We start from the raw sequence: 21513 nt of genomic DNA, 5'->3' as shown, positions 1-21513 counted from the left end.
TAAATCGTCCCATCGCCACTGCTTTTGCGATAGCAGCAATTGCTTGCTTGGGTGGCTGGCCCCCGACCGGTAGCGTGAGCCACAGACAGGTTGCCCCGCTGCGGGCGAACGATTCCAAGGAGCTGGCCCATGAGCAGATCCCACCGAGCGTCACACCACCAACCGGACACCGCCGTCGAACTCAACCCCCTGTTCAGCAGGCCCGGTGAATCCACTATCTTTCCCCGCTTCACCCTGCCGGACGGCGAATCCCTGCCGGGCACCGCGTACCAGGTAGTCCACGACGAAGCCATGCTGGACGGGAACTCCCGGCTGAACCTGGCGACGTTCGTCGGGACGTGGATGGAAGCGGAAGCAGCGAAGCTCTACGCCGAGACGTTCGACAAGAACATGATCGACAAAGACGAGTACCCCCAAACGGCGCTCATCGAAACCCGGTGCTGGCGGATGCTGGCGGATTTGTGGAACGCCCCCGACCCCGAGAAGAGCATCGGCACCTCCACCATCGGGTCCTCCGAAGCCTGCATGCTGGGCGGCTTGGCCTTGAAGCGACGCTGGCAACATGCCCGGCGGGCCGCAGGTGAGTCCACGGAGAAGCCCAACCTCGTCCTGAGCTCGGCGGTCCAGGTGTGTTGGGAGAAGTTCTGCAATTACTGGGACGTGGAGCCTCGTTTCGTCCCGGTCTCCACCGAACATCCCACGCTGGACGGCCACGACCTGGACCAGTACGTGGATGCGAACACCATCGGCGTTGTGGCCATCCTGGGCGTGACCTACACCGGCTTGTACGAACCGGTGGAGCTGATATCCAATGCGTTGGACGACATCCAGGCACGCCGCGGCCTGGATGTCCCGATCCACGTGGACGGCGCTTCCGGAGCGATGGTGGCCCCGTTCCTGCAACCCGAAACCGTATGGGATTTCCGGCTCCCGCGCGTAGCCTCGATCAACACCTCCGGCCACAAATACGGACTGGTGTATCCCGGCCTCGGATGGGTGGTGTGGCGGGACGCAGCGGCACTCCCCGAGGACCTGATCTTCCACGTCAGCTACCTCGGCGGGGACATGCCAACTTTTGCGCTGAACTTCTCACGGCCCGGCGCCCAGGTCCTGCTGCAGTATTACCTCTTCCTCCGTCTCGGGTTTGCCGGCTACAGGTCCGTCCAAGCGACGTCCCGCGATGTCGCGCTGTACCTGTCCAGCGAGATCGGAGCCATGGATGCGTTCACCCTCTGGAGCGATGGTTCCGACATCCCTGTGTTCGCGTGGCAGCTCACCGACGGCCACACGGAGCACTGGAACCTCCACCATCTATCCGAGCGCCTGCGCATGAATGGGTGGCTTGTTCCGGCCTATCCCTTGCCTGATGGTTTGAGTGAAGTAACGGTCCAGAGGATCGTGGTCCGCAACGGTTTCACGCGCGATCTCGCGTCCAGTTTCCTGGCCGACCTCACGAAGGAAGTGGACTACCTCGACAGCCTCACTGCACCGATGCCCACGGACAAGCAGGCCGAGGGCTTCCACCACTGACTCTTGGATGGGAGACCTCCATGTGCCGACTCTTCGGACTCCACGCCGGTCCATGGCCGGTCCGCGCCACGTTCTGGCTCCTGGACGCCCCGGACAGCCTGTCCGTTCAGAGCCGGCGGGAGCCTGACGGTGCCGGCATAGGAACCTTTGATGCGGCAGGCAAGGCGCATGTGGCCAAGCAGCCTCTGGCCGCGTGGGAGGATCACGCCTTCGCCCGCGAAGCGCGTGACCTGAAGAGCACCACCTTCCTTGCCCATGTGCGGTACGCCAGCACCGGTGCGCTCACCATGGTCAACACGCATCCGTTCGAGCAGGATGGGCGACTGTTTGCGCACAACGGTGTTCTCCACGGGCTCGAGCAACTCGATCAGCGCCTCACCGAACTCGGGGTGATGGACCTGGTGCTGGGTCAGTCTGACAGCGAGCGCCTGTTCGCGCTCATCACGGCTGAAACCCGCCGCGCCGGTGGGGACGTCGGCGCGGGCATCACCCACGCCATCGGCTGGATCGCCGCGGCACTGCCGGTGTTCAGCCTCAACTTCATCCTGACCACGGCAACGGACATGTGGGCGCTGAGATACCCGGCCACACATGCGTTGTATGTGCTTGAACGGAACCCTGCCGCACCAGATCCGGCAGCACCGCTCGAGGCCCGAAGCAAGCGGATCCATTCGCGAAGCACCGAGCTGTCCCGATCCCCGCACGTCCTTTTCGCTACCGAGCCAATGGACCACAATCCGGGCTGGCGGGCCATGGATTCCGGCGAACTGGTCCACGTGGGAGCGGATCTGGCAGTGACCTCCACGGCGCCCTTCCCGGATGCGCCTGCACAGTTGCTCAGCCTGGCCGACCTTGAACCGACTGCGGCGGCGTCGCAGCAGCCTTGACCGCGGCTTCAGATGCCGGAACCAGGCGCCGTCAACGCACGACGGCGACCTGCCGCCGTCGTGCGTGGACCGCCTTGCGTGGCGTCAGGCGGAAGCTGGCCGCTTGAGGAACCCCGCCACGGCCAGGGCTGCGGCGAGGCAGAGGGCGGCGTTGACTGCGATGGCTACCGTGATTCCGTTCAGCACACCGGACGTGTCACTCGCTGGAGAGGCCAGCAATTGGGCTGTGAAAACCGCACTCATCACCGGGATGCCCAGGGTAATCCCGATCTGCTGGCTCATGGTGGCCAGCCCGGTTGCCATCCCCTGGTCGGCGTTCGGCAGCCCGGACGTGGCAGTAACCATGAAGCCAACGATGACCACGAGGTTCGCGACACCCCCAATGAATGTCGCCACCAGCAGCAGCCCGATGGAGGCAGGGTCGGCGCTGAGCATGATCAACGCGCCCGTTGCGATGGCCTGCACAACGAAGCCATGGACAATTGCCTTCTTGCTGCCGAGCCTGGCGATCACCTTTGGCCCCAGCACGCCGCCGAGGACCGTGCCCAGGCCCAGGACTGCGAAGGACAGACCAGCACCCAGCGGGGTGTAGCCCAGGACCTGCTGCAGATACAGGGTCAACAGGAACACCAGCGACGTCTCGGTGGCGAACGCCAGGGCCCCGGCAGTGTTGCCCCACGCGATGTTTGAGCGCCGAAGGATGCTAAGCGGTACCAGTGGGTGCTGTGCCCTGTTTTCGATGCCGGCAAAGACGGCAAAGAGCACGACGGCGGCCGCAAGCGCACCGAGCGTGAGGGGATCGGTCCACGAGTGTTCGGCGGCATGGGTGAGCCCGAAGACCAAGGCCAGCAGGCCCGAGGTCACCGTGATGGCGCCGGGGACATCAAGCCGAAGCTTGATGGTTGGCTTGCTTTCAGCGAGTACAACGGGCGCGATGAGGAGCACGGCGGCAGCCACCGGGACGTTGATGAAGAAGGCCCAACGCCAGCTGAGCAGGTCCGTCAGCAGTCCGCCCAGGATGGCGCCGCTGGTGAATCCCGCAGCCATGAGGGCGCCATTCAACCCGAGTGCCTTGTCGCGCAATGGGCCTTCGGGGAACGAAACCAACAGCAGCGAAAGGGCCGCGGGCACCACCATGGCCGTGGCAACGCCTTGGCCCACTCTTGCCAGCAGCAGTAATGCCGGTTCGGTGGCCAAGCCACCCGCCAGGGACGCGGCGCCGAGGAGTGCCATGCCGATCAGGAACACTTTCCGCCGCCCGGCCACGTCGGCCACGCGCCCGAACAGCAGAGTGAGGCCGGCGGCGCACAGGGCGAATGCCGTGGCGACCCACTGGAGGTTTTCCAAGGAGAACCCCACGTCGGCGCCGATGGTGGGCAGGGCAACGTTCAGGATGGAGAAATCGACGGCGAGGGTGAAACCCGCTGTCAGGAGAACCACGAGCGCCAGCCGTTGCTTGCTGGTCATGCCCTTCGGCGTTGTTTCGGCTGAGGGATTTCGGACTTCACTGGTTGATGGCATGGGTTCAGCGTGGACGCGTTTCCGTCCGGCAACCACACCCCGCTGTGGGTACCACTGGCAGTGACAGGACAATCCCGGCCGGTGCCTGAACAATGGGGGCATGGGTACAAACAGTGAACTTGGGGAGTTCCTTCGCGTCCGCCGGGCAGCTTTGCAGCCCCAGGACGTCGGCGTCCTTAATTACGGCTTCCGGCGCGTTCCCGGTTTGCGGCGCGAGGAACTGGCCATGTTGGCCGGTGTCAGCACCACGTACTACACGCGGTTGGAGCAAGGGCTCAGCACAAATGCTTCTGAAGCAGTGATCGGTGCAATCGCGCGTGCCTTGAACCTGGATGCTGCAGAACGCGCCCATCTCTTCAACTTGGCGCGTCCTGTCAAAACCCGGCGACGGGCACCTGCCAAGCCCGACAAGATCAGGGCGGGAACGCTGCGCTTGATCCAGTCCATGTCCGGCACGCCGGCCATCGTCCTGGGACGCCGCAGCGAAGTGCTGGGGTGGAATACGTTGGGACATCGGCTCCTTGCCGGCCACCTCGACTACACCGCACCTGCTGCGCCTTCAACACGTCCGAACCTGACCCGGATGTTGTTCCTCGACCAGCACACCAGGGAGCTTTATGTGCGCTGGCCGGAGGAGGCCCGCCGTGCCGTAGCGTCATTGCGACTTGTCGCAGGAAAGTCCTCCGATGACCAGGAGCTTGCTTCCCTCATTGGGGAACTTTCTTTGGGAAGCGGGGAATTCGCTACGCTCTGGGCCAAGCACCCTGTGGAGAACTGCATGTCCGGACGGAAGTACATGCAGCACCCGGAGGTGGGCTACCTGGAACTGAATTTCGAGGTGCTGACACCGCCCGACGAGTCGGGGCACCGTGTCCTCATGTACGCCGCAGAGCCAGGAACCCCTGGGGCCGAGGCGCTGCAGCTCCTCCACAACACCACTGAAGGAGTGTCAGCTGTTCACCGCGTGCAGCGGACCTGATCGCCGCCAGCGCGAGCGGCGCGCAATCACTTTTTCCACATAGCGCTATTGGGAGCGAAAGATGGCCGACTGTCATGACAGGGTTTAGCCATGGGAATTATCGGGCAGATCGTGGCACGGCGGGCAAGTTCGCCGCGCGCCAATGACCTGCTGAGTCAACCGTCCCTGCGGTCTGTCGGCGGCCCCGCCCGGGTCGCGGCTTTCGAAGGCACGACGGCGGTTGGCACCGTCGCGTTGAGCTCCGAAGACGCTGGGCTGCTTGGCGGACTGGGCACGGAAACCGGGTCCTCGGAAATCGGGGCCTCGGACGTAGGACCCGGTGGAGGCGTGCACTCCGCTGACGTTGCTCCGGGCCTGCGTGTCATTCCGACGGCGGACAGCAAGCGCGTGGCTGGCTTGATTGAAGCGGGCCTGCCTTCTCCTGGAATGGCGGGCGTGTCGCTTGCGCAGGCGGATGAAGCCTTGAGGTCGCTTCGTGAATCGGCCTCGGATGAGGCTTCCGTGTTCGGCTTTGTTGAGGCTGCTGACTTTGCCGGCAAGGTCGAGGAGATTTCCCGATCAGTGGAGTACTTACAGATCGTCGCAGCCCACGCGGTGGAACGGACCCGGATTGAGGCACAAAACTCCCGGCCGGGCTCCTCGGCAGCAGCGCCGGAATGGCGGACGGGCTGGACGGAAGCACCCGAAGAGCCAACGAGTGGAACCGGCACCGGCACAACAGTTCCGGATTCAACGGTTCCGGAGGCACCAGTTTCCGCTGGTGAAGCACGTTCCACCAACGCACTGTCCGTGGATGGGGCCAGGTCCAAGGCCAGTGTTTTGGATGACGGGTACCGGAACGCGGCAGAGTTCCTGCGGGCCCGGTTGCGGATCGGCATCGGCGAGGCCCGTCGCAGGCTTGCCCTCGCCGCCGAGGTCCTCCCCCAAAAGAGCATGACCGGGCAGGAAATCCCGGCCCGCCGCGAAATCCTCGCCGAGGCCCTCGGATCGGCTTTGGTGCCGTCCCGGTCCGCGACCATCATCAGCACCGCCCTGGACAAAGTCCGGAACCTCACCGACGAAGACACCATCACCCGGATGGAACACGCCCTGACCACCACCGCCACCGAATCCGACCCGGACTTCGTCACCACAATGACCAAACGCTGGGCCGACAGGATCGACCACGACGGCCCCGAACCTTCCGAAGAAATCCTCCACCAACTCCAAGGCGCGTTCCTCCGCCGCCGACGCCGCCACGGACTCCACCACCTCGAAATCTTCGCCACCGACGAACAAATCGAAACCCTCACCACCACCATGAACGCCGCCACCAACCCACGACTCACCAACAGCAACAGCACCAGAACCAGCACCAGCACCGGGCCTGGCACCACGGACAACACCGATACCGGGCACGGCCCAGACAACGGCACAGGCACAGGCACCGGCCCGGACCTGGACCGCCGCTCCCGGGCACAGAAACTCCTCGACGGCCTCACCGGCGCCTGCGCCCTCGCCATGACCACCGGGAAACTACCCTCCAACGGCGGACTCCGCCCCCAACTCACCGTCACCATCGACCACCGCGACCTCCTCGAACAACTCACCGGCACCGGCCACCACCAGCCCGGCACCAGGACACAAACCGGCACAGGCATAGGCACCGGCACCGCCACAGGCACCGCCACGTTCATAGGGACAGGCACAGGCACTGGCACCGATCGCTTGAACACAGGCACCGCCACATTCACCGGCCCGATCCACCCGAACACCATCCGCAAAATAGCCTGCGACGCCGACATCATCCCCGTCCTGCTCGGCACCGACTCCCGCGTCCTGGACATCGGCCGCACCACCCGGATCTTCCCACCCCACATCCGCAAAGCCATCACCGCCCGCGACCAAGGCTGCGCCTTCCCCGACTGCACCATGCCCGCACCCTGGTGCGAAGCCCACCACACCACCTACTGGACCCACGGCGGCACCACCGGAACAGAAAACGGCACCCTGCTCTGCAGCCACCACCACCACCTCATCCACAAAGAACAATGGAGGATCGACATGACAACCGGGGTCCCCTGGTTCATCCCCCCACCCCACATCGACCCCCACCAAACACCCCGACGCAACCACCACCACACACCCCACAAAACATGAAGGGTCCTGATCCCGGGCGCGCCTGAAACAGACCCCGATCACGTAGGGATTTGGGCGCTGGCGTGCTGGTCAAGATGGCAAGCCGGTGCCGAACTTAGCGCGACGTCGGCCAGCCCGTGTACGACTCCGCGAGGTAAGCCTTGGCGTGCTCGGAAGTGACCACGGAGTGCAGCTCGCCGAGCTGGCGTGCGCGGTCGAAGTCGTCGGCCCCGGGAACGGTGTGCAGCATGGACGTCATCCAGTACGAGAAGTGCTGGGCCTTCCACACACGGTCCAGGGCGCGGTCGCTGTAGGAATCAAGAAGCGCAGTCGAGCCATTCGAGTAGAAGGAATCGAGCCCCTCGAAGAGGACTTTGACGTCGTGGATCGCCAGGTTGAGGCCCTTGGCTCCCGTGGGCGGCACTGTGTGCGCGGCGTCGCCGGCCAGGAAGAGGTTGCCGTGGCGCATGGGTGTGTGGACGAAACTGCGGAACGGGAGGACCATCTTTTCCAGGACGGGCCCCTCTTTGAGCTCAAACCCATTGCCATTGACGCGCTTCCGGAACTCCGTCCAGATGCGCTCGTCATCCCATTCGGCCACGTTTTCCTTGGGGTCGCACTGGAAATACATGCGCTGAACGGTTTCGGTGCGCTGGCTGATCAGTGCGAAGCCGTTTTCGGAGTTGGCGTAGATCAGTTCGTCGGCGCTGCGTGGGGCTTCGGCGAGGATACCGAACCAAGCGAAGGGGTACTCGTGGAAGTACCACTTGCGGTTGGCTTCGGGAATCTGGAAGCGGCAGTGGCTGCGGGATCCGTCAGCACCCACCAGGAAGTCGGCCTGGATTTCAAAGTCCTGGCCGTCCGCGTCAGTGAACCAGACTTTCGGCTTGCCTTCGAGGTCATGCACCGTGGTGTCCGTGACGCTGTAGCGGACGTCGCCGCCGTCGGCCTCGCGTTTCGCGGCGAGATCCATGAACACGTCGGTCTGTGGGTACAGCCACACTGATTCGCCCACGAGTTCCTTGAAGTTGATGCGGTGGCTTTCGCCGTTGAACCGCAACTCGATGCCATCGTGCCGGTCGCCTTCGCGCAGTACACGATCGGACACGCCGGAATCCACCAACAGGTTCACGGTGCCGTGCTCGAGGATGCCGGCGCGGACAGTCTCCTGGATGTCCTTGCGGCTGCGGATTTCCACCACTACGGACTCGATGCCCTGCTTGGCCAGCAAATGGGAGAGCATGAGGCCTGCGGGGCCTGCGCCCATGATGGCGACTTGGGTGGTGATCGGTGTGCGTGCCATGGTTGTTCCTCGCTTCGTTGCGGATCCCGGCTTGCTCGGAAGCGGGATGAATCTGAAATCAGTGTGGCCCGCAGCGGGTGATTGGCGTTACACGCATTCCGTTGAACGGAAGTTGGATTCAGTCGCCGAGTTGTCGGCCGATTCCCCTCGCAGCTGTTTGAAGCGCCGGGACAAGCGCCTGCAACCGCATCTCCGCCAGCGGGACAACAACACCGAGGGCCGCCACAGTACGGCGCTTCCCATTCACCACGGGAACAGCGATGCCCCACGTATCCGGATCCACCACGCCCGCGAGTTGTGCGTAGCCGTGCTGGGCCGCTTCCGCCAGGAAATGACGTACGACGTCGGCAGTCACCTTTCCGGTCGGATCTTCGAATTGTTCGAGGTACTCCGCCTGCAGCTCACGCGACTGGTGGGACATCAAGGCCAGTCCCGCAGAGGAAATGTGGACCGGCATACGCCCGGCGATCCGCGCCCTGTTGGCCACCGATCCCCTCCGGGAAAGTCGCTCCACAAAGAGCGCTTCCCAGCCATCGAGCACAGCGAGGTTCACGTTCTGGTTCAGGACCTGCTGTATGTCCTCCATAAACGGCATCGCCGCTTGGCGGAGGGCCAACGTGGGCGAATTGCGGTTGACCAGTTCCCACAACCTCAAGCCCAGGCGGACCGTCCCGCCGGCGCCAAGATCCAACAACCCATGCTCGGAGAGTTGACGGACCAGTCGATGCGCCGAGGACAGCGGGAGCCCTGCGCGGTCGGCCAACTCCGTCAACTGCAGGGACGTCACTCCCTCCGGGAAAGCCTCGATCACCCGCACGACGCGATCCACCACGGAATCACCGGACGCAGAGTTGGCCACGACGCTCTCCTTTGTTTCCGGCACCAGTTGTTACCGGCACCGGTGGGCACCTTCCATTCAATGGTAGAACGTGTGCCACGCTACATCGGGCGGTGATACAACTCTCATAACCGACCGAACGTTCTTTGGTTGGGACCAACCACAGAAGAAGTGCCGAGGACGCCATGCCAACGATGCCATCTGCCCGCCGCTCCCAATGGCCTGTTTGGCTCTGTTGGCTGGCCATGGTCCTGGACGGCTTCGATCTCGTGGTCCTGGGCACCGTCATTCCCACGCTCATCAAGACCGGCGAACTTGGATTCGACGCCGTGGGAGCTACTTTCGCGGCCACTATCTCCCTGGTAGGTGTGGGTTTGGGTGCGCTCTTCATCGCGCCGCTCTCGGACAAGTTCGGCCGCCGAAGACTCTTGATCGCCTGCGTGGCAGGCTTCTCGCTGTTCACCATCGGCGTTGCCTTCGCTCCGAATGTCGCAGTCTTTTCGATTCTCCGCCTGCTTGCGGGCTTGGGGCTTGGCGCATGCCTCCCTGCCGCTTTGGCATATATGAACGACTACGCCCCGGCCGGATCAGCCGGCAAGTCCACCACCCGGACCATGACCGGGTACCACGTGGGCGCCGTGGCCACGGCCCTGCTGGCCATTTTCATCGTTCCCAACTGGCGGCTCATGTTCATCATCGGCGGCGTTGCCGGGCTGGTGCTGTTGCCATTCCTGTGGGCAAAGCTGCCCGAGTCCCTGCCCGAGGCAGCCCCGGCCAAGGCGGGCGAACCCGCGAAGGCAACCCCCGCCGTCGAGCATTCCGCCGGCACCAAACAAAAGACCGGATTCCGCGACCTCCTGCAGAAGCCGTACCCCCTGGTGGCTGTTGGCATTGGCATCGCGTCGTTCATGGGGCTGCTGCTGGTCTATGGGCTGAACACGTGGCTGCCGCAACTGATGGCAGCTGCCGGATATCCCGTGAGCACCGGACTGACTCTGTTGCTGGTCCTGAACGTTGGCGCCGTGGCGGGGCTGTTCCTGGCCGGAATCCTGGCAGACAAACATGGGACCAAGAAGATCGTGCTGGTGTGGTTCGGCTTGTCAGCGGTCCTGCTGGCCATCCTCAGCGTCAAGATCCAGAACGAAATCCTCCTGAACGCGGCTGTGTTCGTCACCGGAGTCTTCGTGTTCAGCTCCCAGGTTTTGGTTTACGCCTGGGTCAGCCAGTTGTTCCCGGCCAGGCTCCGCGGAACCGCCCTGGGCTTCGCAGCAGGTGTTGGCAGGTTGGGCGCAATCGTTGGTCCTGCCGTGACGGGAACCTTGGTGGCCGCGAATATCGCCTACCCTGCCGGCTTCTACGTGTTCGCCGCCGCCGGCCTACTGGCGGTGGCCGCACTGTTCCTGGTGCCGCACGAGGTCAAAGCCGCCGATACAACCGTGCCGGCGGACCGCTAACCTTTCGGCCAAACCTGCGGGCGCTTGCACAAGGACTCCTGCGCCTTCGAGAGCAGCTGCGGCCCCGCCGCGAAGCAGCGGTCGGTGGATTTCTGAAGCTCCGGGAGCGCCTGGACTGCTGAATCGAAGTGGTCCTCGCGGATCATCGTTTCCATGGCCCGGCATTGGTTCTCTGTTTCCAAAGCTCCAACCATGGCCGAGGAAATCTTCAAGCTCAGGACCGCATCCATGCTCGCGTCGGGATCGTGCCTGCACAGGCCGTTGGAGATCCTCAGGATCCGGCCAGGCAACATGGACAGGTACGTGGAGAGGAAACGGATGGCCGGCGTGGAGTCTCCCAACTCGTCAGCCAGCGATTGCAGCCTGCACGGTTCCAGGACGGATGGCTCCGGCGCCTGGACCGGATCTGCTTCGTCAGTCACCGCTTGCTGCCTGGGGCTGTGCGGCGCCTTCCGGGGCTGACTTGTTGGGGTCCTTGGTCCAGATGGAGGCGAGCATTCCGATGACCAGGATGGCCGGTGCACCGTACATCAGGATGTTCATGACCATGGGTTCGCGGAGGGCGCGGATGGCGTTGCCGACGTAGGGGATGGTGGCGACCTGCTTGTCCACGGTTTTGCCTTCGAGGGTGGCGATCCAGGGGTCGATGCCGTTGTTGGCGTCACCTTTGGTCTGGACGGCTACGCCGCCGTCGGCGGTGGCGGTGATCTCGGTGATGCGGTGGGTCTCTACCCGCTGGTCCTCCACGGGGATGTGGTACGTGATGATGTCGCCCACTTTGACGTCCGTGATGGGTGTTGGGACGGTCACGACGACGTCGCCCGGGTTGATCAGGGGCGCCATGGAACCGGTCAGCATGGTGGAGGTCTGGTATCCGAAGACGCGCGGCCCAATCGCCAGCAGGACGAACGCCAAGGCCGCGAGAACCAGCGCGCCGATGCCGACGAACTTCACAGCCGACCCGGCAACCCGGCGGAAGGCGCCGGCTTTGGTGAACGTGGGGGCCGCTGCGGACGGCTTCACAGCGACAGACTCGGTTGCGGCGTCGACGACGGCGGTCTCGACGACGGCGGTCTCGACGACGGCGGATGCGGTCGCGGTTGCGGCGGCGGGCTTCGAGGCGGAACGCCGGCCGTGGAGAGCTGGTCCGTTGATGCTGGTGAGGGTGCTCATTGTCCTGGCGTTCCTTCCGAGTGTTGATCGTCTTCCGTAAAAGAGTCTGCGTGAGCTGGCTCAGGCTTTCCTACCGGAAATCCTCAAGTCTGGCTCAGGAAAAATACCGGCGGACCTGATCGGGCAGGGGGGCGCCCGACCAGGCCCGGCGGGGCTGGTGACCGGAGGCCCGGCCGTAAAGGGCGTAACGGCCGGCCTCCGGAGTTTCAGGTGGTGCTTACCTGGTGGTTTCGGTGCGCTGGGTGCCGGTGAAGGAGAATCCGACGGTGGAGGTGGCGCCCTGGAAGTCGTTGTTCGCGGCGGCGGGCAACGCGGTGGTGACCTTGAGGTTGTCGGTTTTGGTCGAGGTCAGGGAGGTCAGGTTGTTCAGGACCTTGTTCGCTGCGATCACGGGGCCGTTGGCCAGGACGGTGGTCTTGGTGCCGGCGCAGCTGTAGGGGGCGGCGGTGCCGGTCCAGGCGACGGAGCAGTTTTCGATGCTCAGCTGCAGGCCGTTGGTCACGTCGGTGGTGAGCAGGGATCCGGTGGCGCCGGCGGAGGTGGTGAGGGTGACGTTGTTCAGGTCCGAGTTGCCGGTGTTGGCCAGGGTGACGAGCTTTTCGACCTTGTCGCCGGGCAGGAGGCCGGCGACCGGGACGTTCAGCGTGTTGGAGGCTCCGGTGCCCAGGGCGATGGTGACGGTTCCTGCGGTGACGGCCTGGGAGGCGGAGGTCGAGGAGGTGAACGCGCCGTAGGTGCCCATGCCGGCGACGGCGGCTGCGGTGCCGACCAGTGCGACGGAGGCGAGGATCTTGCCGGAGGTGGTCTTGAGGGTGATGGCCATCTGAATCGGTTTCCTTTCGGGTGGCCACCGTGTTCGGCCGGCCGTCTTGTCAGCCTCTCTGGCTGACAAGAACTACTGTGCCGGGCCAGGATCAAGAACCAATCCTGCAAACCCGCAACACTTCCTCAGGAAAAACTCAAGACTCACCAAAGCCCCACCAGCCCCATATGAAACACTGCATGGTGCACGTGAAGGCCAATGAGAGGGCGCAATAAATGCCAATGTGGTTGCAAGCCCTGCTATGGGGAACACTGGCCGGCGGAGCCCTTGTCCTCGGAGCCGGTATCGCCTGGCTGTGGAAAGTCCCGCCCAAGATTGTTTCCACGGTGATGGCCTTCGGCGCCGGCGTCCTGATCTCCGCCCTTGCCTTTGAACTCGTGGACGAGGCTGTCCAAGGCGGCGGATTGGTCCCCACCATCCTTGGCTTCCTCCTGGGTGCCTTGATCTTTGTGGGCTCGAACGTTCTGCTGGCGCGCGCCGGGGCCAAACATCGAAAGCGCTCCAGCGGGCCCCAACCCTCCGAGAAGGACACGCCAGGCAGCGGAACGGCCATCGCCGTCGGAGCACTGATTGACGGCATTCCCGAATCGGTGGTCCTTGGCGTCGGGCTCCTCGCCGGCGGGGCTGTGAGCCCGGCGATGCTGGCAGCCGTCTTCATCTCCAACGTCCCGGAGGGCCTTTCCAGTACAGCCGGCATGAAGAAAGCCGGACGAAGCCCCGCGTACGTTTTTGGAACATGGATCGGCATCGCAGTTTTCAGCGGACTCGCTGCCCTGATCGGCTACACCGCCTTGGAGAACGCCCCCGAGACCGTGATTGCGTTCATCACCGCCATCGCTGCAGGCGGAATCCTTGCCATGCTTGCCGACACCATGATCCCCGAGGCCTTCGAAGAGCATCACAACCTCACGGGACTCACCGCCGCTGTCGGCTTCCTGAGCGCCTTCACCATCCATCACGTCGGAGGCTAGCGCTCCCGCCCACAGCAGTTAGTGCGGAAGCAGCCCCAACAGCGGCAAGGCAGCCGCCGTCGAGACCGCCATGGCTGCCGTGTTGCCGATCACCGGATGAAAACCGGCCGGCAGCCGGGCGGAAACTGCCTTGGCGATGGGCGGCGCGAGGATCGCTCCCAGCACGGCCCCGCCGACTATCGCGCTCCACGAACCTCCGTAAGCGAGCACGGCAGCAGGGGCCACGGATACCACGGAAGCATAGGTAGCTGCCCACCCTCCGCCGCGGTACCAGCGCTGCCAGAGGACGACGCCGATTGCCGACGTCAGCGCCTGGGCGAACAGTATGTGGGGCAGCAGGTTGGAGCCATATGACGGCAACCCCGGGTTCAGCACGAACGCTGCCGCGACGCCCAGGATCACGCCTATGCTGGCGAGTTCGTTGGCGAAGAAATGCGTTTCCGTGAAGTCCTTGAGGATCCGCCGGGCGGCCCACAGGGCGTCGTTGCGGAAAGTCAGGTTAGCGCCCGACGGCGGTTGGTGCTCTCGTGCGGGTTGGTGCGGCTCCCGCAGGGCAAGCCATGGCAGCTGCCGGGCCACGATGAATGACGCGACAGAACCGACGGACATCGCGAGGACATTCGCCACGACAACGGGCAGGCCAAACGGCGTGGACACCATGGGAATGAGCAGCAACGCCAAAGGTGTGGTGGTGCTTGCTCCGAGAATCGCAGCTGTCAGGCAGGTCTTCCAACCGGGCCCATAGACAAGGACCATGGCGGGCGCGACGCAAACAAAAGGAACGAACGTTGGTTGCCACCCGTCGTCGAGCATCCAACCGAATGCCAGATTGGACAGCAACAGACTCAGCGACGCAGACGCCAGCACCCAGGGCCAGAGCCCGGTCCCATAGGTCAGCGAGCCAGCCCATCCTTTCCTCCGGCGGCAGGCAAACCACGCCAGTGCCGCCCCTGCCAGCAGGCCGAGTGCTGCGAGATCCGACGCGAAGAACAAGGGCTCGGTCATGTCTCCCAGAAACCAGCGAAAGCCAGCCATCGGCGAGTCCATGACGGCCTCCGGCAACCCGGCATATATCGGGCCGACCCGCGGTGAGTGTTGAGCGAGGATGTGCAGGCACAGTGCAAACAGGCCGACGATAACCACCATGCCGAAAGCCCCGAGAGCGACGGCGGCCACGCTATGTTTGGGCGTTAGTTCCAGCGGTCGGATAACGGTGGGGTCGGCAGTGGTCCTGGCTATGGAAGAGTGCGTCATTGGTGCCCTAAGCGTGCGGTGTGGCGTGGCTTTGAGCAGCGTAACGGACAGTTCACAACCGCCTGCAACCGCGTCGTTACGGGGAATTTGTGACCGCCGGACCTTCAATTCCCCAACCCACTCCACTCACCCTTAGTAGGTGATCTTTCTATCCAATCGCTGCGGTTCCAGCGCGGGCATAGGCAAGAGGGAGCAGCCGAATCGAAAATGGTGTTGTGGCCCCGCAGGGGAACGGGTCCCTTGCCGGATGACGACGGGCCAGCCCCGGGCCGAACGAACGATGGGAAAGACACCATGAACTTCTTGGAATCGTTGTGGAGCATCATTGTTGCTTTTTTCTTCATTGCCTATTTGATCCTCCTCTTTCAGATCATTTCCGATCTCCTCCGCGACAAGGCCCTCAACGGCGGTGTCAAAGCATTGTGGATTTTGTGCCTGTTCATCGCCCCCTTTATCTCCGCATTGATTTACGTGATCATGCGTGGCAAGGGCATGGCTTTGCGGAGCGAAATGCGGGTCCGGGAATCTGTTGAAGAGGCCGAGAATTACATCCGTGACGTGGCCGGGGCCCCTTCGGCCACCCAGCAAATCGAAGCAGCCAAAGCGCTGCTTGCCGCTGGCGATATTACCGAGGCGGAGTACGCTCGCCTGAAGGAGATCGCTTTGTCCTGATCCGGGCTACGGTCTGCCACCCACGCACGGCCGAAAGGGACCGCATGACGCGATTGAAGGCATTCCCGTTGTTGGAAGGCGGACCGTTCCGATTCGGCCTCATAGCAGCCTTGGGCGTTCTTGTTGCCTTGGCTTTGGGCTCCGCGGTCATCACCCTGCGGTATTCGCTGACGTTGATCTTTGCAGCACTGTTCATCTCGCTGGGGCTCTACCCTTTGGTCCGCTGGCTGGAACGCCTGAAACTCTCGCGCGCCGGCGCCGTGCTTGCTGTCGCGGTTGGTTTCCTTGTGGTGGTGGCCATTCTCATCCGTTTTGTGGTTCCCATCCTGGTGGAGGAAGGCGCTGCCCTGGTCCGGTTGCTGCCATCCAGCTTCGATGCGGTGGGCGAACAGGAATGGTTCCAGGACTTTAATGGGTCGCTTGGCGGGGCACTGACCCCCTTGCTGGAATGGCTGGAAACGTCGGCCGCGGATCCGAACGTATGGCTCGCAATTGGCGGCGGCGCTGTGCAGGTGGGGTACAACGTGGTGAATGGCACCTTCGCCGTCATCTTCGTGGTGGTCCTGACGCTCTATTTCGTGGCCGGGCATGAGGTCATGAAATCCAGCCTCTACGCGCTGGTTCCGGCCTCCCGCAGGGAATCATTCGCGGATATATCCGAGACAATTATCGCTTCGGTGGGTAAATACCTGAGCGGCATGTCAATTCTCGCCCTGCTCAATGCGATCTTCACCTTCATTGTCTTATCTGTTGCCGGAGTGAGGTACGCGGCTGTTCTCGCGGTCCTGGCCTTCCCCATCACGCTCATACCGTTGGTGGGCAGCGCTATCAGCACGGCAATCATCACGGTGGTTTCACTTTTCACGTCTCCAACTACGGCGTTGGTGGTTTTCCTTGTCATGTTGGTCTATATGCAAGTGGAGGCCTACGTCCTGACGCCACGGGTGGTGGGGAAAGCGATCAGCATCCCGGGTTCCTTGGTGCTCATCGGCGCGATGGTGGGCGGGACCCTGCTGGGGCTCCTTGGAGCGTTGATCGCCTGCCCCACCACGGCATCGATTCTGCTGATCATCAAAAAGGTGGTCATACCGCAGCAGAACGCCAAGTAGCGCAGCATGCAAGGACTACTGCACGACGCCGATGCCGTCGCCTTGATCTTGTTGGCACTCCACATTGTGCTCGGATCAATCGCCGCAGTGATGGTCTCGGCAAACCGAAGGCCGTCCTCCGCCATTGCCTGGGTGCTGGCGATCATCTTCATTCCGTACCTCGGCATGATGGCGTTCCTTCTGGTGGGCCGCGGCAAGCTCCCCAAGGCCAGACGGGAAAAACAGCGCGCCGTCAACGAGCTCATGCTCGGACGCACCCCTGGCCTCTCAGCAGTCAGCCACAGTGACGACTGGCCCGCCTGGCTGCGCTCCGCCGTCGAACTTAATCTCAGGCTCGGCGCGCTGCCCATGGTGGGCGGCAACCGGGCCGAGTTGCTGGAGGACTACAACGGGAGCTTCGACCGCATGATCGCGGACATGGACGCCGCTGAAGAGTACGTGCATGTGGAGTTCTACATTCTTGCGTTGGACCCCACCACGGCTCCGTTCTTCGCGGCCATGGAGAGGGCGTGCAAGAGGGGCGTCACAGTCAGGGTCCTCTTCGACCACCTGGCCGCGGTGGGTGACCCCAAATACCGTGACATGCTGCAGGCTTTTGATGGGATGGGGGCCGAATGGCACGCCATGCTGCCCCTGCGCCCGTTCAAAGGACAATGGCAACGCCCGGATCTCCGCAATCACCGGAAATTGGTGGTTGTGGACGGAAGGGTGGGCTACACGGGCTCCCAAAACCTTATCGACGCTTCCTACAACAAGAAGCGGAACATCCGGCGCGGCCTTCGGTGGCACGAACTGATGGTGCGTCTGGAAGGTCCCGCGGTGCGGGAACTCAACGCGGTGTTCGTCACCGATTGGTACAGCGAGTCCGAGACCCTGCTGCCGTTGGATACCTCTCCTGTGGTCCTTGGCTCCGAGCCCGAGCTCATTGACGCCCAGGTCCTGCCCAGCGGTCCCAGCTTCGATAACGACAACAACCTCAAGCTCTACACCACCCTCATCTACAAGGCCGAGCATCGCGTCAGCATCACCAGCCCGTATTTCGTGCCCGATGAAGCCATCCAGCTGGCCATCATCACCGCCGCGTCAAGGGGATTGAGCGTTGAGCTCTTCGTCTCGGAGGTGGGTGACCAAGCCATGGTCTACCACGCCCAGCGTTCCTATTATGAGGTCCTGCTGCGGGCCGGGGTCCGCATCTACCTGTACCGGGCCCCGCAGGTCCTGCACGCAAAACACTTCACCATTGACGACGACGTAGCCGTCATTGGCTCGAGCAATATGGACGTCCGCTCGTTCAGCCTCAACATGGAGGTCTCGGTGCTGGTTCACGGGCGATCCATCGTGGACCGGATGCGGGCGGTCGAAGACAGCTACCGTGCGGCAAGCACGGAGTTGCTGTTGGAGGACTGGTTGCGACGTCCTGTGGGTCACGTTGCGCTGGACAACCTTGCCCGGCTCACGTCATCCCTGCAATAACACGGGCTCCTCACATAGCACGATCGGGTTAAGTCAGTCGTCCAGCTGCAGGTACCAGGTCACGGCGGCACTGATACCCCGGCCCAGCAGCAGCGAGAACGCAATGGCAATGACCACGGCGAACTCCGTGGACAGCCCGGGCAACAGCCCGGACAGGGCACCAATGCCCACGGAATACGCTGACCACAGGATGCCCGCGGCCATCGAGTAGAGCACAAACCTGCCCCGCGGCACCGGCGTAATGGCACTGGCAACGTTCATGGTGAGGCGCCCGAGCGGGACGAACCGGGACGTCAGAACCCATGAGGCAGCGTGCTTGGACAGCCTTTCCCGGGAGGCATGCAACGCCTTCTGCGTGCGGGGGCCCTGAAGAATCCTCCAGTTGGCCATGTCCCGACGCCGGACCAGTTCATAGGCGCCCAGGTCACCTGCTACTGCTCCCGCCAGCATCGCGGCCACCAGGAGGTACCCGTTGGGAAGGTTGTCGGTTGCTGACAGGGCCCCCAAGGCCACGAACAAGGACGTCGTGGGAATGGGAGGGAAGATTGCCGAGAACGCCACAAAGATCGCCCCGAGCGGGTAGACCCACCCGGAATCGGCGGCGCTCATGATGTCTTTGAAAGCTTGCACGGTGAAACCCCTTTCCGGGCCTCGCCCAAGCGTCTCACGGCGGCCACCACAATCCTTACGCCCAGTGGCCGCCGCGCGGATCGCCCTTACTGGGTGAATCCTCGATGCCCCGCCCCTACACTGAAGGAGTGGACGACCAAGGTGGTACCCGCCCGGACCTCTTGAGCCCCAAGCTGATCGCGGTGCCCAAACCGCCTTTGGACCTGCTGGCTCGAACCCGCCTTGTGGCAAAACTCAACGCCGCACGGGACGTCGTCCTCCTGTGTGCCCCCGCCGGGTACGGCAAAACGGTACTCCTTACACAATGGCTCTCCGGGCAAACGGACGCCGTCGCCTGGGTCAACACGGACCGGCTGGAATTCCCAGCCTTGTGGCCTGCAGTGCTTCAGGCACTGCGTCAGTGCTGCGCCATACCCCACGGTGCGCTCAGTGGATTTTCGGGAGCCGAGAGGAATGCCGCGGAAGTCATTCACGGCCTGGCTGAACAATTGGCCGCCGCGGGAACCACCATCCGCCTCGTCATCGACGGAATCGATCAATTCCCTGCGGATGAACTCAATCATTGGATGCCGGCCCTGCTGAACCACGCAGGGCCGGCCTTCCAATTGATCCTGGCCACGCGCGTCAGCACTGCCGTTGATCCAGGGCCTGCCCGGCTCAGCGGCCGGATCCTGGAACTTCACTCAAACGATCTCGCCTTCTCCTTGGATGAGATCAACTCACTCGCGGCAAGGACCATCACTTTGCTGGGAACGCAGCAACTGGGCGAGGTGTTCCGGCAGACTGCAGGCTGGCCCGCGTGCGTGGTCCTTGCGCTGCGTGCGCTCCGAGGTTCAGCCGATCCGGACATGCCTTTAGGCGACATCGCGGGCAACAACCGGGAACTCGCCGAATACCTGGGCCACGAAGTCGTCCGTACACTTTCCGGGGAAGAGCGGGACGTGCTGTCCAGTACCTGCGTGTGCCGGGTCCTGGTCGCTGCCCAAGCCAACGCCCTCGCTGGCCACCGACATGCCGGGAATGCCCTGGCCGTCCTTGGCGATGACCGTGACCTGGTGGAATCTGCGGGGAGTGGACGAAAGGTCTTTTTGGTTCGCCCCCTGATCCGCGAGTATTTCCGGGCGGAACTTGCCCGGAGGGACCCTGACGAACTCCTTCGACTGAACCGGATCGCCGCACAGTGGCACGAGCTGGCAGGTGAACCCGAAGCTGCGCTCAGGCACGCTATGGACTCGGCCGACTACGGGTTGGTCGGCGCAATCCTCGGGCGGCACGGAGCAGCACTCCTGGGCTCGGGCGGGGTCACCCTGGTCCGGCGGGCCATTGCCGTGCTGCCGGATTCCATCCTGGCGGCAAGCCCCAAGCTCTGCGTGGTTGCGGCATTGGCGCATGTGGAAAGCCGCCAGCCCACCACGGCTGCACGGTACCTGGCCGCCGCGAACCGCTATTGGGTAGACGATGCACCGCCTGATCTCCGTGAACTGCGGGCATTGGCAGAAGCCCGCCTGTCCTGGTTCAGCGGTGAATGGGAGAACCGCCACCCCACGGCCACCAGCGACTATGCCGACCTCCCTTTGTCGCGGCAGAGCGACATCCGGATTGAAGCGAGAATGGTTTCGCTCACCGCCGCTGTTGTCGAACAGGATTATGGGACTGCCGAGAACGAAGCCACGGAAGCACTGATCGAAGCCACCGAAGCAGGCAACAGCTATCTTGCCGGCAAGGTGTACCTCAAGCTGGCAGGCATCTCCTCCATGCGAGGCCAACTCCGCCGTGCCGGCGAATATCTGCAGCAGGCTGAGGAGAAACTACCCGCACACGCGTGGTCGGGGGGAGCTGGCCGGTCGGTTGGCGCCCTCATGCACGCCTCGGCCGCACTCCTGGCAGCCGAACCCGCCGCGGCCCTGAAGTTTGCGGCGGCGGGCGCTGCCGAACTTGGACAACTGGGGTCCTCCTCCAAAGGAGTCGGCGCCGCGATGCGTTCCACCTTGGAACTGGTCACCGCGTGCGCCCATCTGGATACGGGGGACAGGCGCCACTCCTTGGATGGCATGCGGCAAGCACGGCTGCGCATCGGCCAGGACCATCTGTTCGCCCAACCGATGGCAGCCTTCGTAGCGGTCATCGAGCATACTGCCGCCCTTGCCTTGGGGCATGCCGAGCGGGCACGCGAGGTCCTGGAATGGGCTGAGGAGCTTATCCCGGGTACGGGCGAATTGTGCCTGCTGCGCGCCCAGGGCCCAGCCGGCATCAGCCGCTTCGATGCCGCCACGGAACGCCTCCGTCCACTGCACACCGACGTGGTGGCGCCCCTCCTGGAATGGACGTGGCTTCACGTGAACGTCCTGGAATGCTCCATGGCCATCCGCACAGGCCGGCGGACACTTGCCGGAAAGCTCCTGGAGGACGCACTGGGCAAAGCCGAGGAACTTGGCGTGATCCGGCCCTTGGCCATCGCCCCCCAGGAGGTCATCGACCTGCTGGTGGAACGGGCGGGAGCACACGGCCCCCAAGAGGAACTCGCCAAGAAACTGTTGGCGTTGCGGTCCCCCGCCGATGCCAGGCGGGCACCGCTGCTGACTCCGCGGGAACGGGAGGTCCTCACCCTTCTTCCATCACATTTGTCGCAGGAACAGATGGCCTCGGAGCTCCATCTGTCCGTCAACACGGTCAAGACGCACATAAGGATCATCTACTCCAAGCTCGGGGCCGGATCACGCCATGACGCTGTGGCCGCCGCCTACAAATTCGGCCACTTACCGTAGGCCGTGACCTCGG

At 63.6% G+C, this 21513-nt stretch carries 18 protein-coding genes; 10 read left to right on the top strand and 8 right to left on the bottom strand.

The features are described 5' to 3' along the window. Window positions 1–129 precede the first annotated feature (129 nt). On the top strand, window positions 130–1530 hold the full coding sequence (gad, locus tag ACSSVG_RS11460) for a glutamate decarboxylase (protein ID WP_231343053.1): 1401 nt from the start codon (window positions 130–132) through the stop codon (window positions 1528–1530). Window positions 1531–1550: 20 nt separating this feature from the next. Further along, window positions 1551–2417 (top strand): class II glutamine amidotransferase, encoded by an 867-nt coding sequence (locus tag ACSSVG_RS11455; RefSeq protein WP_492418998.1) that lies wholly within the window; start codon window positions 1551–1553, stop codon window positions 2415–2417. A gap of 84 nt (window positions 2418–2501) precedes the next feature. On the opposite strand, the gene ACSSVG_RS11450 is transcribed toward ACSSVG_RS11455, so the two are convergent. Continuing rightward, a complete protein-coding gene (locus tag ACSSVG_RS11450) occupies window positions 2502–3884 on the bottom strand; it encodes an MFS transporter (protein ID WP_492419185.1) in 1383 nt (460 codons plus the stop codon). A 154-nt stretch (window positions 3885–4038) separates the two neighbouring features. Between ACSSVG_RS11450 and ACSSVG_RS11445 the strand changes: the two genes are divergently transcribed. Both ACSSVG_RS11445 and ACSSVG_RS11440 read left to right on the top strand, forming a co-directional pair. Continuing rightward, complete coding sequence (locus ACSSVG_RS11445; RefSeq protein WP_492418996.1) at window positions 4039–4917, top strand: helix-turn-helix transcriptional regulator; 879 nt, start codon at window positions 4039–4041, stop codon at window positions 4915–4917. 90 nt (window positions 4918–5007) lie between these two features. Beyond that, window positions 5008–7056, top strand: a complete 2049-nt coding sequence (locus ACSSVG_RS11440; RefSeq protein WP_492418994.1) for an HNH endonuclease signature motif containing protein — start codon at window positions 5008–5010, stop codon at window positions 7054–7056. Between the two features lie 94 nt (window positions 7057–7150). Here the strand turns inward: ACSSVG_RS11440 and ACSSVG_RS11435 are convergent, their stop codons facing one another. Together ACSSVG_RS11435 and ACSSVG_RS11430 are read right to left on the bottom strand one after the other, a co-directional pair. Further along, on the bottom strand, window positions 7151–8338 hold the full coding sequence (locus ACSSVG_RS11435; RefSeq protein WP_231342276.1) for a 4-hydroxybenzoate 3-monooxygenase: 1188 nt from the start codon (window positions 8336–8338) through the stop codon (window positions 7151–7153). A 118-nt stretch (window positions 8339–8456) separates the two neighbouring features. Further along, window positions 8457–9197, bottom strand: a complete 741-nt coding sequence (locus ACSSVG_RS11430; protein WP_231342274.1) for an IclR family transcriptional regulator — start codon at window positions 9195–9197, stop codon at window positions 8457–8459. A gap of 164 nt (window positions 9198–9361) precedes the next feature. Here ACSSVG_RS11430 and ACSSVG_RS11425 point away from each other — a divergent pair, with 164 nt between their 5' ends. Continuing rightward, on the top strand, window positions 9362–10630 hold the full coding sequence (locus ACSSVG_RS11425; protein WP_492418991.1) for an MFS transporter: 1269 nt from the start codon (window positions 9362–9364) through the stop codon (window positions 10628–10630). Here ACSSVG_RS11425 and ACSSVG_RS11420 read toward each other — a convergent pair. The 3 genes from ACSSVG_RS11420 to ACSSVG_RS11410 all read right to left on the bottom strand — a co-directional run bounded on the left by ACSSVG_RS11420 (window position 10627) and on the right by ACSSVG_RS11410 (window position 12626). Next, on the bottom strand, window positions 10627–11052 hold the full coding sequence (locus ACSSVG_RS11420) for an Hpt domain-containing protein (protein WP_231342269.1): 426 nt from the start codon (window positions 11050–11052) through the stop codon (window positions 10627–10629). The two genes, ACSSVG_RS11425 and ACSSVG_RS11420, sit on opposite strands and share 4 nt — an antisense overlap. Beyond that, on the bottom strand, window positions 11045–11803 hold the full coding sequence (locus ACSSVG_RS11415; protein WP_492418989.1) for a signal peptidase I: 759 nt from the start codon (window positions 11801–11803) through the stop codon (window positions 11045–11047). The genes ACSSVG_RS11420 and ACSSVG_RS11415 overlap by 8 nt, the downstream gene beginning before the upstream one ends. 217 nt (window positions 11804–12020) lie before the next feature. After that, window positions 12021–12626 carry a TasA family protein gene (locus ACSSVG_RS11410; protein ID WP_492418987.1) on the bottom strand — a complete coding sequence of 202 codons (606 nt, stop codon included), beginning with the start codon at window positions 12624–12626 and terminating at the stop codon, window positions 12021–12023. Between the two features lie 215 nt (window positions 12627–12841). On the opposite strand from ACSSVG_RS11410, the gene ACSSVG_RS11405 reads away from it, so the two are divergent. Then, a complete protein-coding gene (locus ACSSVG_RS11405) occupies window positions 12842–13597 on the top strand; it encodes a ZIP family metal transporter (RefSeq protein WP_492418985.1) in 756 nt (251 codons plus the stop codon). A gap of 18 nt (window positions 13598–13615) precedes the next feature. On the opposite strand, the gene ACSSVG_RS11400 is transcribed toward ACSSVG_RS11405, so the two are convergent. Continuing rightward, complete coding sequence (locus ACSSVG_RS11400) at window positions 13616–14851, bottom strand: hypothetical protein (RefSeq protein ID WP_492418983.1); 1236 nt, start codon at window positions 14849–14851, stop codon at window positions 13616–13618. Window positions 14852–15145: 294 nt separating this feature from the next. Here ACSSVG_RS11400 and ACSSVG_RS11395 point away from each other — a divergent pair, with 294 nt between their 5' ends. From ACSSVG_RS11395 to cls, 3 genes are read left to right on the top strand one after another with little or no spacing between them, the layout of a single operon-like run. After that, window positions 15146–15523, top strand: coding sequence for a hypothetical protein (locus tag ACSSVG_RS11395; RefSeq protein ID WP_492418981.1), 378 nt, complete (start codon window positions 15146–15148; stop codon window positions 15521–15523). Between the two features lie 44 nt (window positions 15524–15567). Further along, the gene (locus ACSSVG_RS11390; protein WP_492418979.1) at window positions 15568–16632 is read left to right on the top strand and encodes an AI-2E family transporter; all 1065 of its coding nucleotides are present in this window, start codon (window positions 15568–15570) and stop codon (window positions 16630–16632) included. A 6-nt stretch (window positions 16633–16638) separates the two neighbouring features. Then, window positions 16639–18105 carry a cardiolipin synthase gene (gene cls / locus ACSSVG_RS11385; RefSeq protein WP_253465061.1) on the top strand — a complete coding sequence of 489 codons (1467 nt, stop codon included), beginning with the start codon at window positions 16639–16641 and terminating at the stop codon, window positions 18103–18105. A 33-nt stretch (window positions 18106–18138) separates the two neighbouring features. Here the strand turns inward: cls and ACSSVG_RS11380 are convergent, their stop codons facing one another. Further along, a complete protein-coding gene (locus tag ACSSVG_RS11380) occupies window positions 18139–18735 on the bottom strand; it encodes a DedA family protein (protein ID WP_231342247.1) in 597 nt (198 codons plus the stop codon). A gap of 128 nt (window positions 18736–18863) precedes the next feature. Here ACSSVG_RS11380 and ACSSVG_RS11375 point away from each other — a divergent pair, with 128 nt between their 5' ends. Then, window positions 18864–21500 (top strand): LuxR C-terminal-related transcriptional regulator, encoded by a 2637-nt coding sequence (locus tag ACSSVG_RS11375; protein WP_492418977.1) that lies wholly within the window; start codon window positions 18864–18866, stop codon window positions 21498–21500. Window positions 21501–21513 lie beyond the last annotated feature (13 nt).

This window comes from Paenarthrobacter sp. E2MeOHC11 (assembly GCF_058744955.1).
Note: the sequence above shows the minus strand (reverse complement) of the source record. Positions and strands in the feature narration are given on the sequence as shown.

What these genes read in the sequence shown, in the direction of transcription:
- ACSSVG_RS11410 (WP_492418987.1), bottom strand. Translation starts at nt 12,626, where the DNA reads ATGGCCATCACCCTCAAGACCACCTCCGGCAAGATCCTCGCCTCCGTC.
- ACSSVG_RS11440 (WP_492418994.1), top strand. Translation starts at nt 5,008, where the DNA reads ATGGGAATTATCGGGCAGATCGTGGCACGGCGGGCAAGTTCGCCGCGC.
- gad (WP_231343053.1), top strand. Translation starts at nt 130, where the DNA reads ATGAGCAGATCCCACCGAGCGTCACACCACCAACCGGACACCGCCGTC.
- ACSSVG_RS11390 (WP_492418979.1), top strand. Translation starts at nt 15,568, where the DNA reads ATGACGCGATTGAAGGCATTCCCGTTGTTGGAAGGCGGACCGTTCCGA.
- ACSSVG_RS11415 (WP_492418989.1), bottom strand. Translation starts at nt 11,803, where the DNA reads ATGAGCACCCTCACCAGCATCAACGGACCAGCTCTCCACGGCCGGCGT.
- ACSSVG_RS11405 (WP_492418985.1), top strand. Translation starts at nt 12,842, where the DNA reads ATGCCAATGTGGTTGCAAGCCCTGCTATGGGGAACACTGGCCGGCGGA.
- cls (WP_253465061.1), top strand. Translation starts at nt 16,639, where the DNA reads ATGCAAGGACTACTGCACGACGCCGATGCCGTCGCCTTGATCTTGTTG.
- ACSSVG_RS11450 (WP_492419185.1), bottom strand. Translation starts at nt 3,884, where the DNA reads ATGACCAGCAAGCAACGGCTGGCGCTCGTGGTTCTCCTGACAGCGGGT.
- ACSSVG_RS11425 (WP_492418991.1), top strand. Translation starts at nt 9,362, where the DNA reads ATGCCAACGATGCCATCTGCCCGCCGCTCCCAATGGCCTGTTTGGCTC.
- ACSSVG_RS11445 (WP_492418996.1), top strand. Translation starts at nt 4,039, where the DNA reads ATGGGTACAAACAGTGAACTTGGGGAGTTCCTTCGCGTCCGCCGGGCA.
- ACSSVG_RS11435 (WP_231342276.1), bottom strand. Translation starts at nt 8,338, where the DNA reads ATGGCACGCACACCGATCACCACCCAAGTCGCCATCATGGGCGCAGGC.
- ACSSVG_RS11400 (WP_492418983.1), bottom strand. Translation starts at nt 14,851, where the DNA reads ATGACGCACTCTTCCATAGCCAGGACCACTGCCGACCCCACCGTTATC.
- ACSSVG_RS11395 (WP_492418981.1), top strand. Translation starts at nt 15,146, where the DNA reads ATGAACTTCTTGGAATCGTTGTGGAGCATCATTGTTGCTTTTTTCTTC.
- ACSSVG_RS11455 (WP_492418998.1), top strand. Translation starts at nt 1,551, where the DNA reads ATGTGCCGACTCTTCGGACTCCACGCCGGTCCATGGCCGGTCCGCGCC.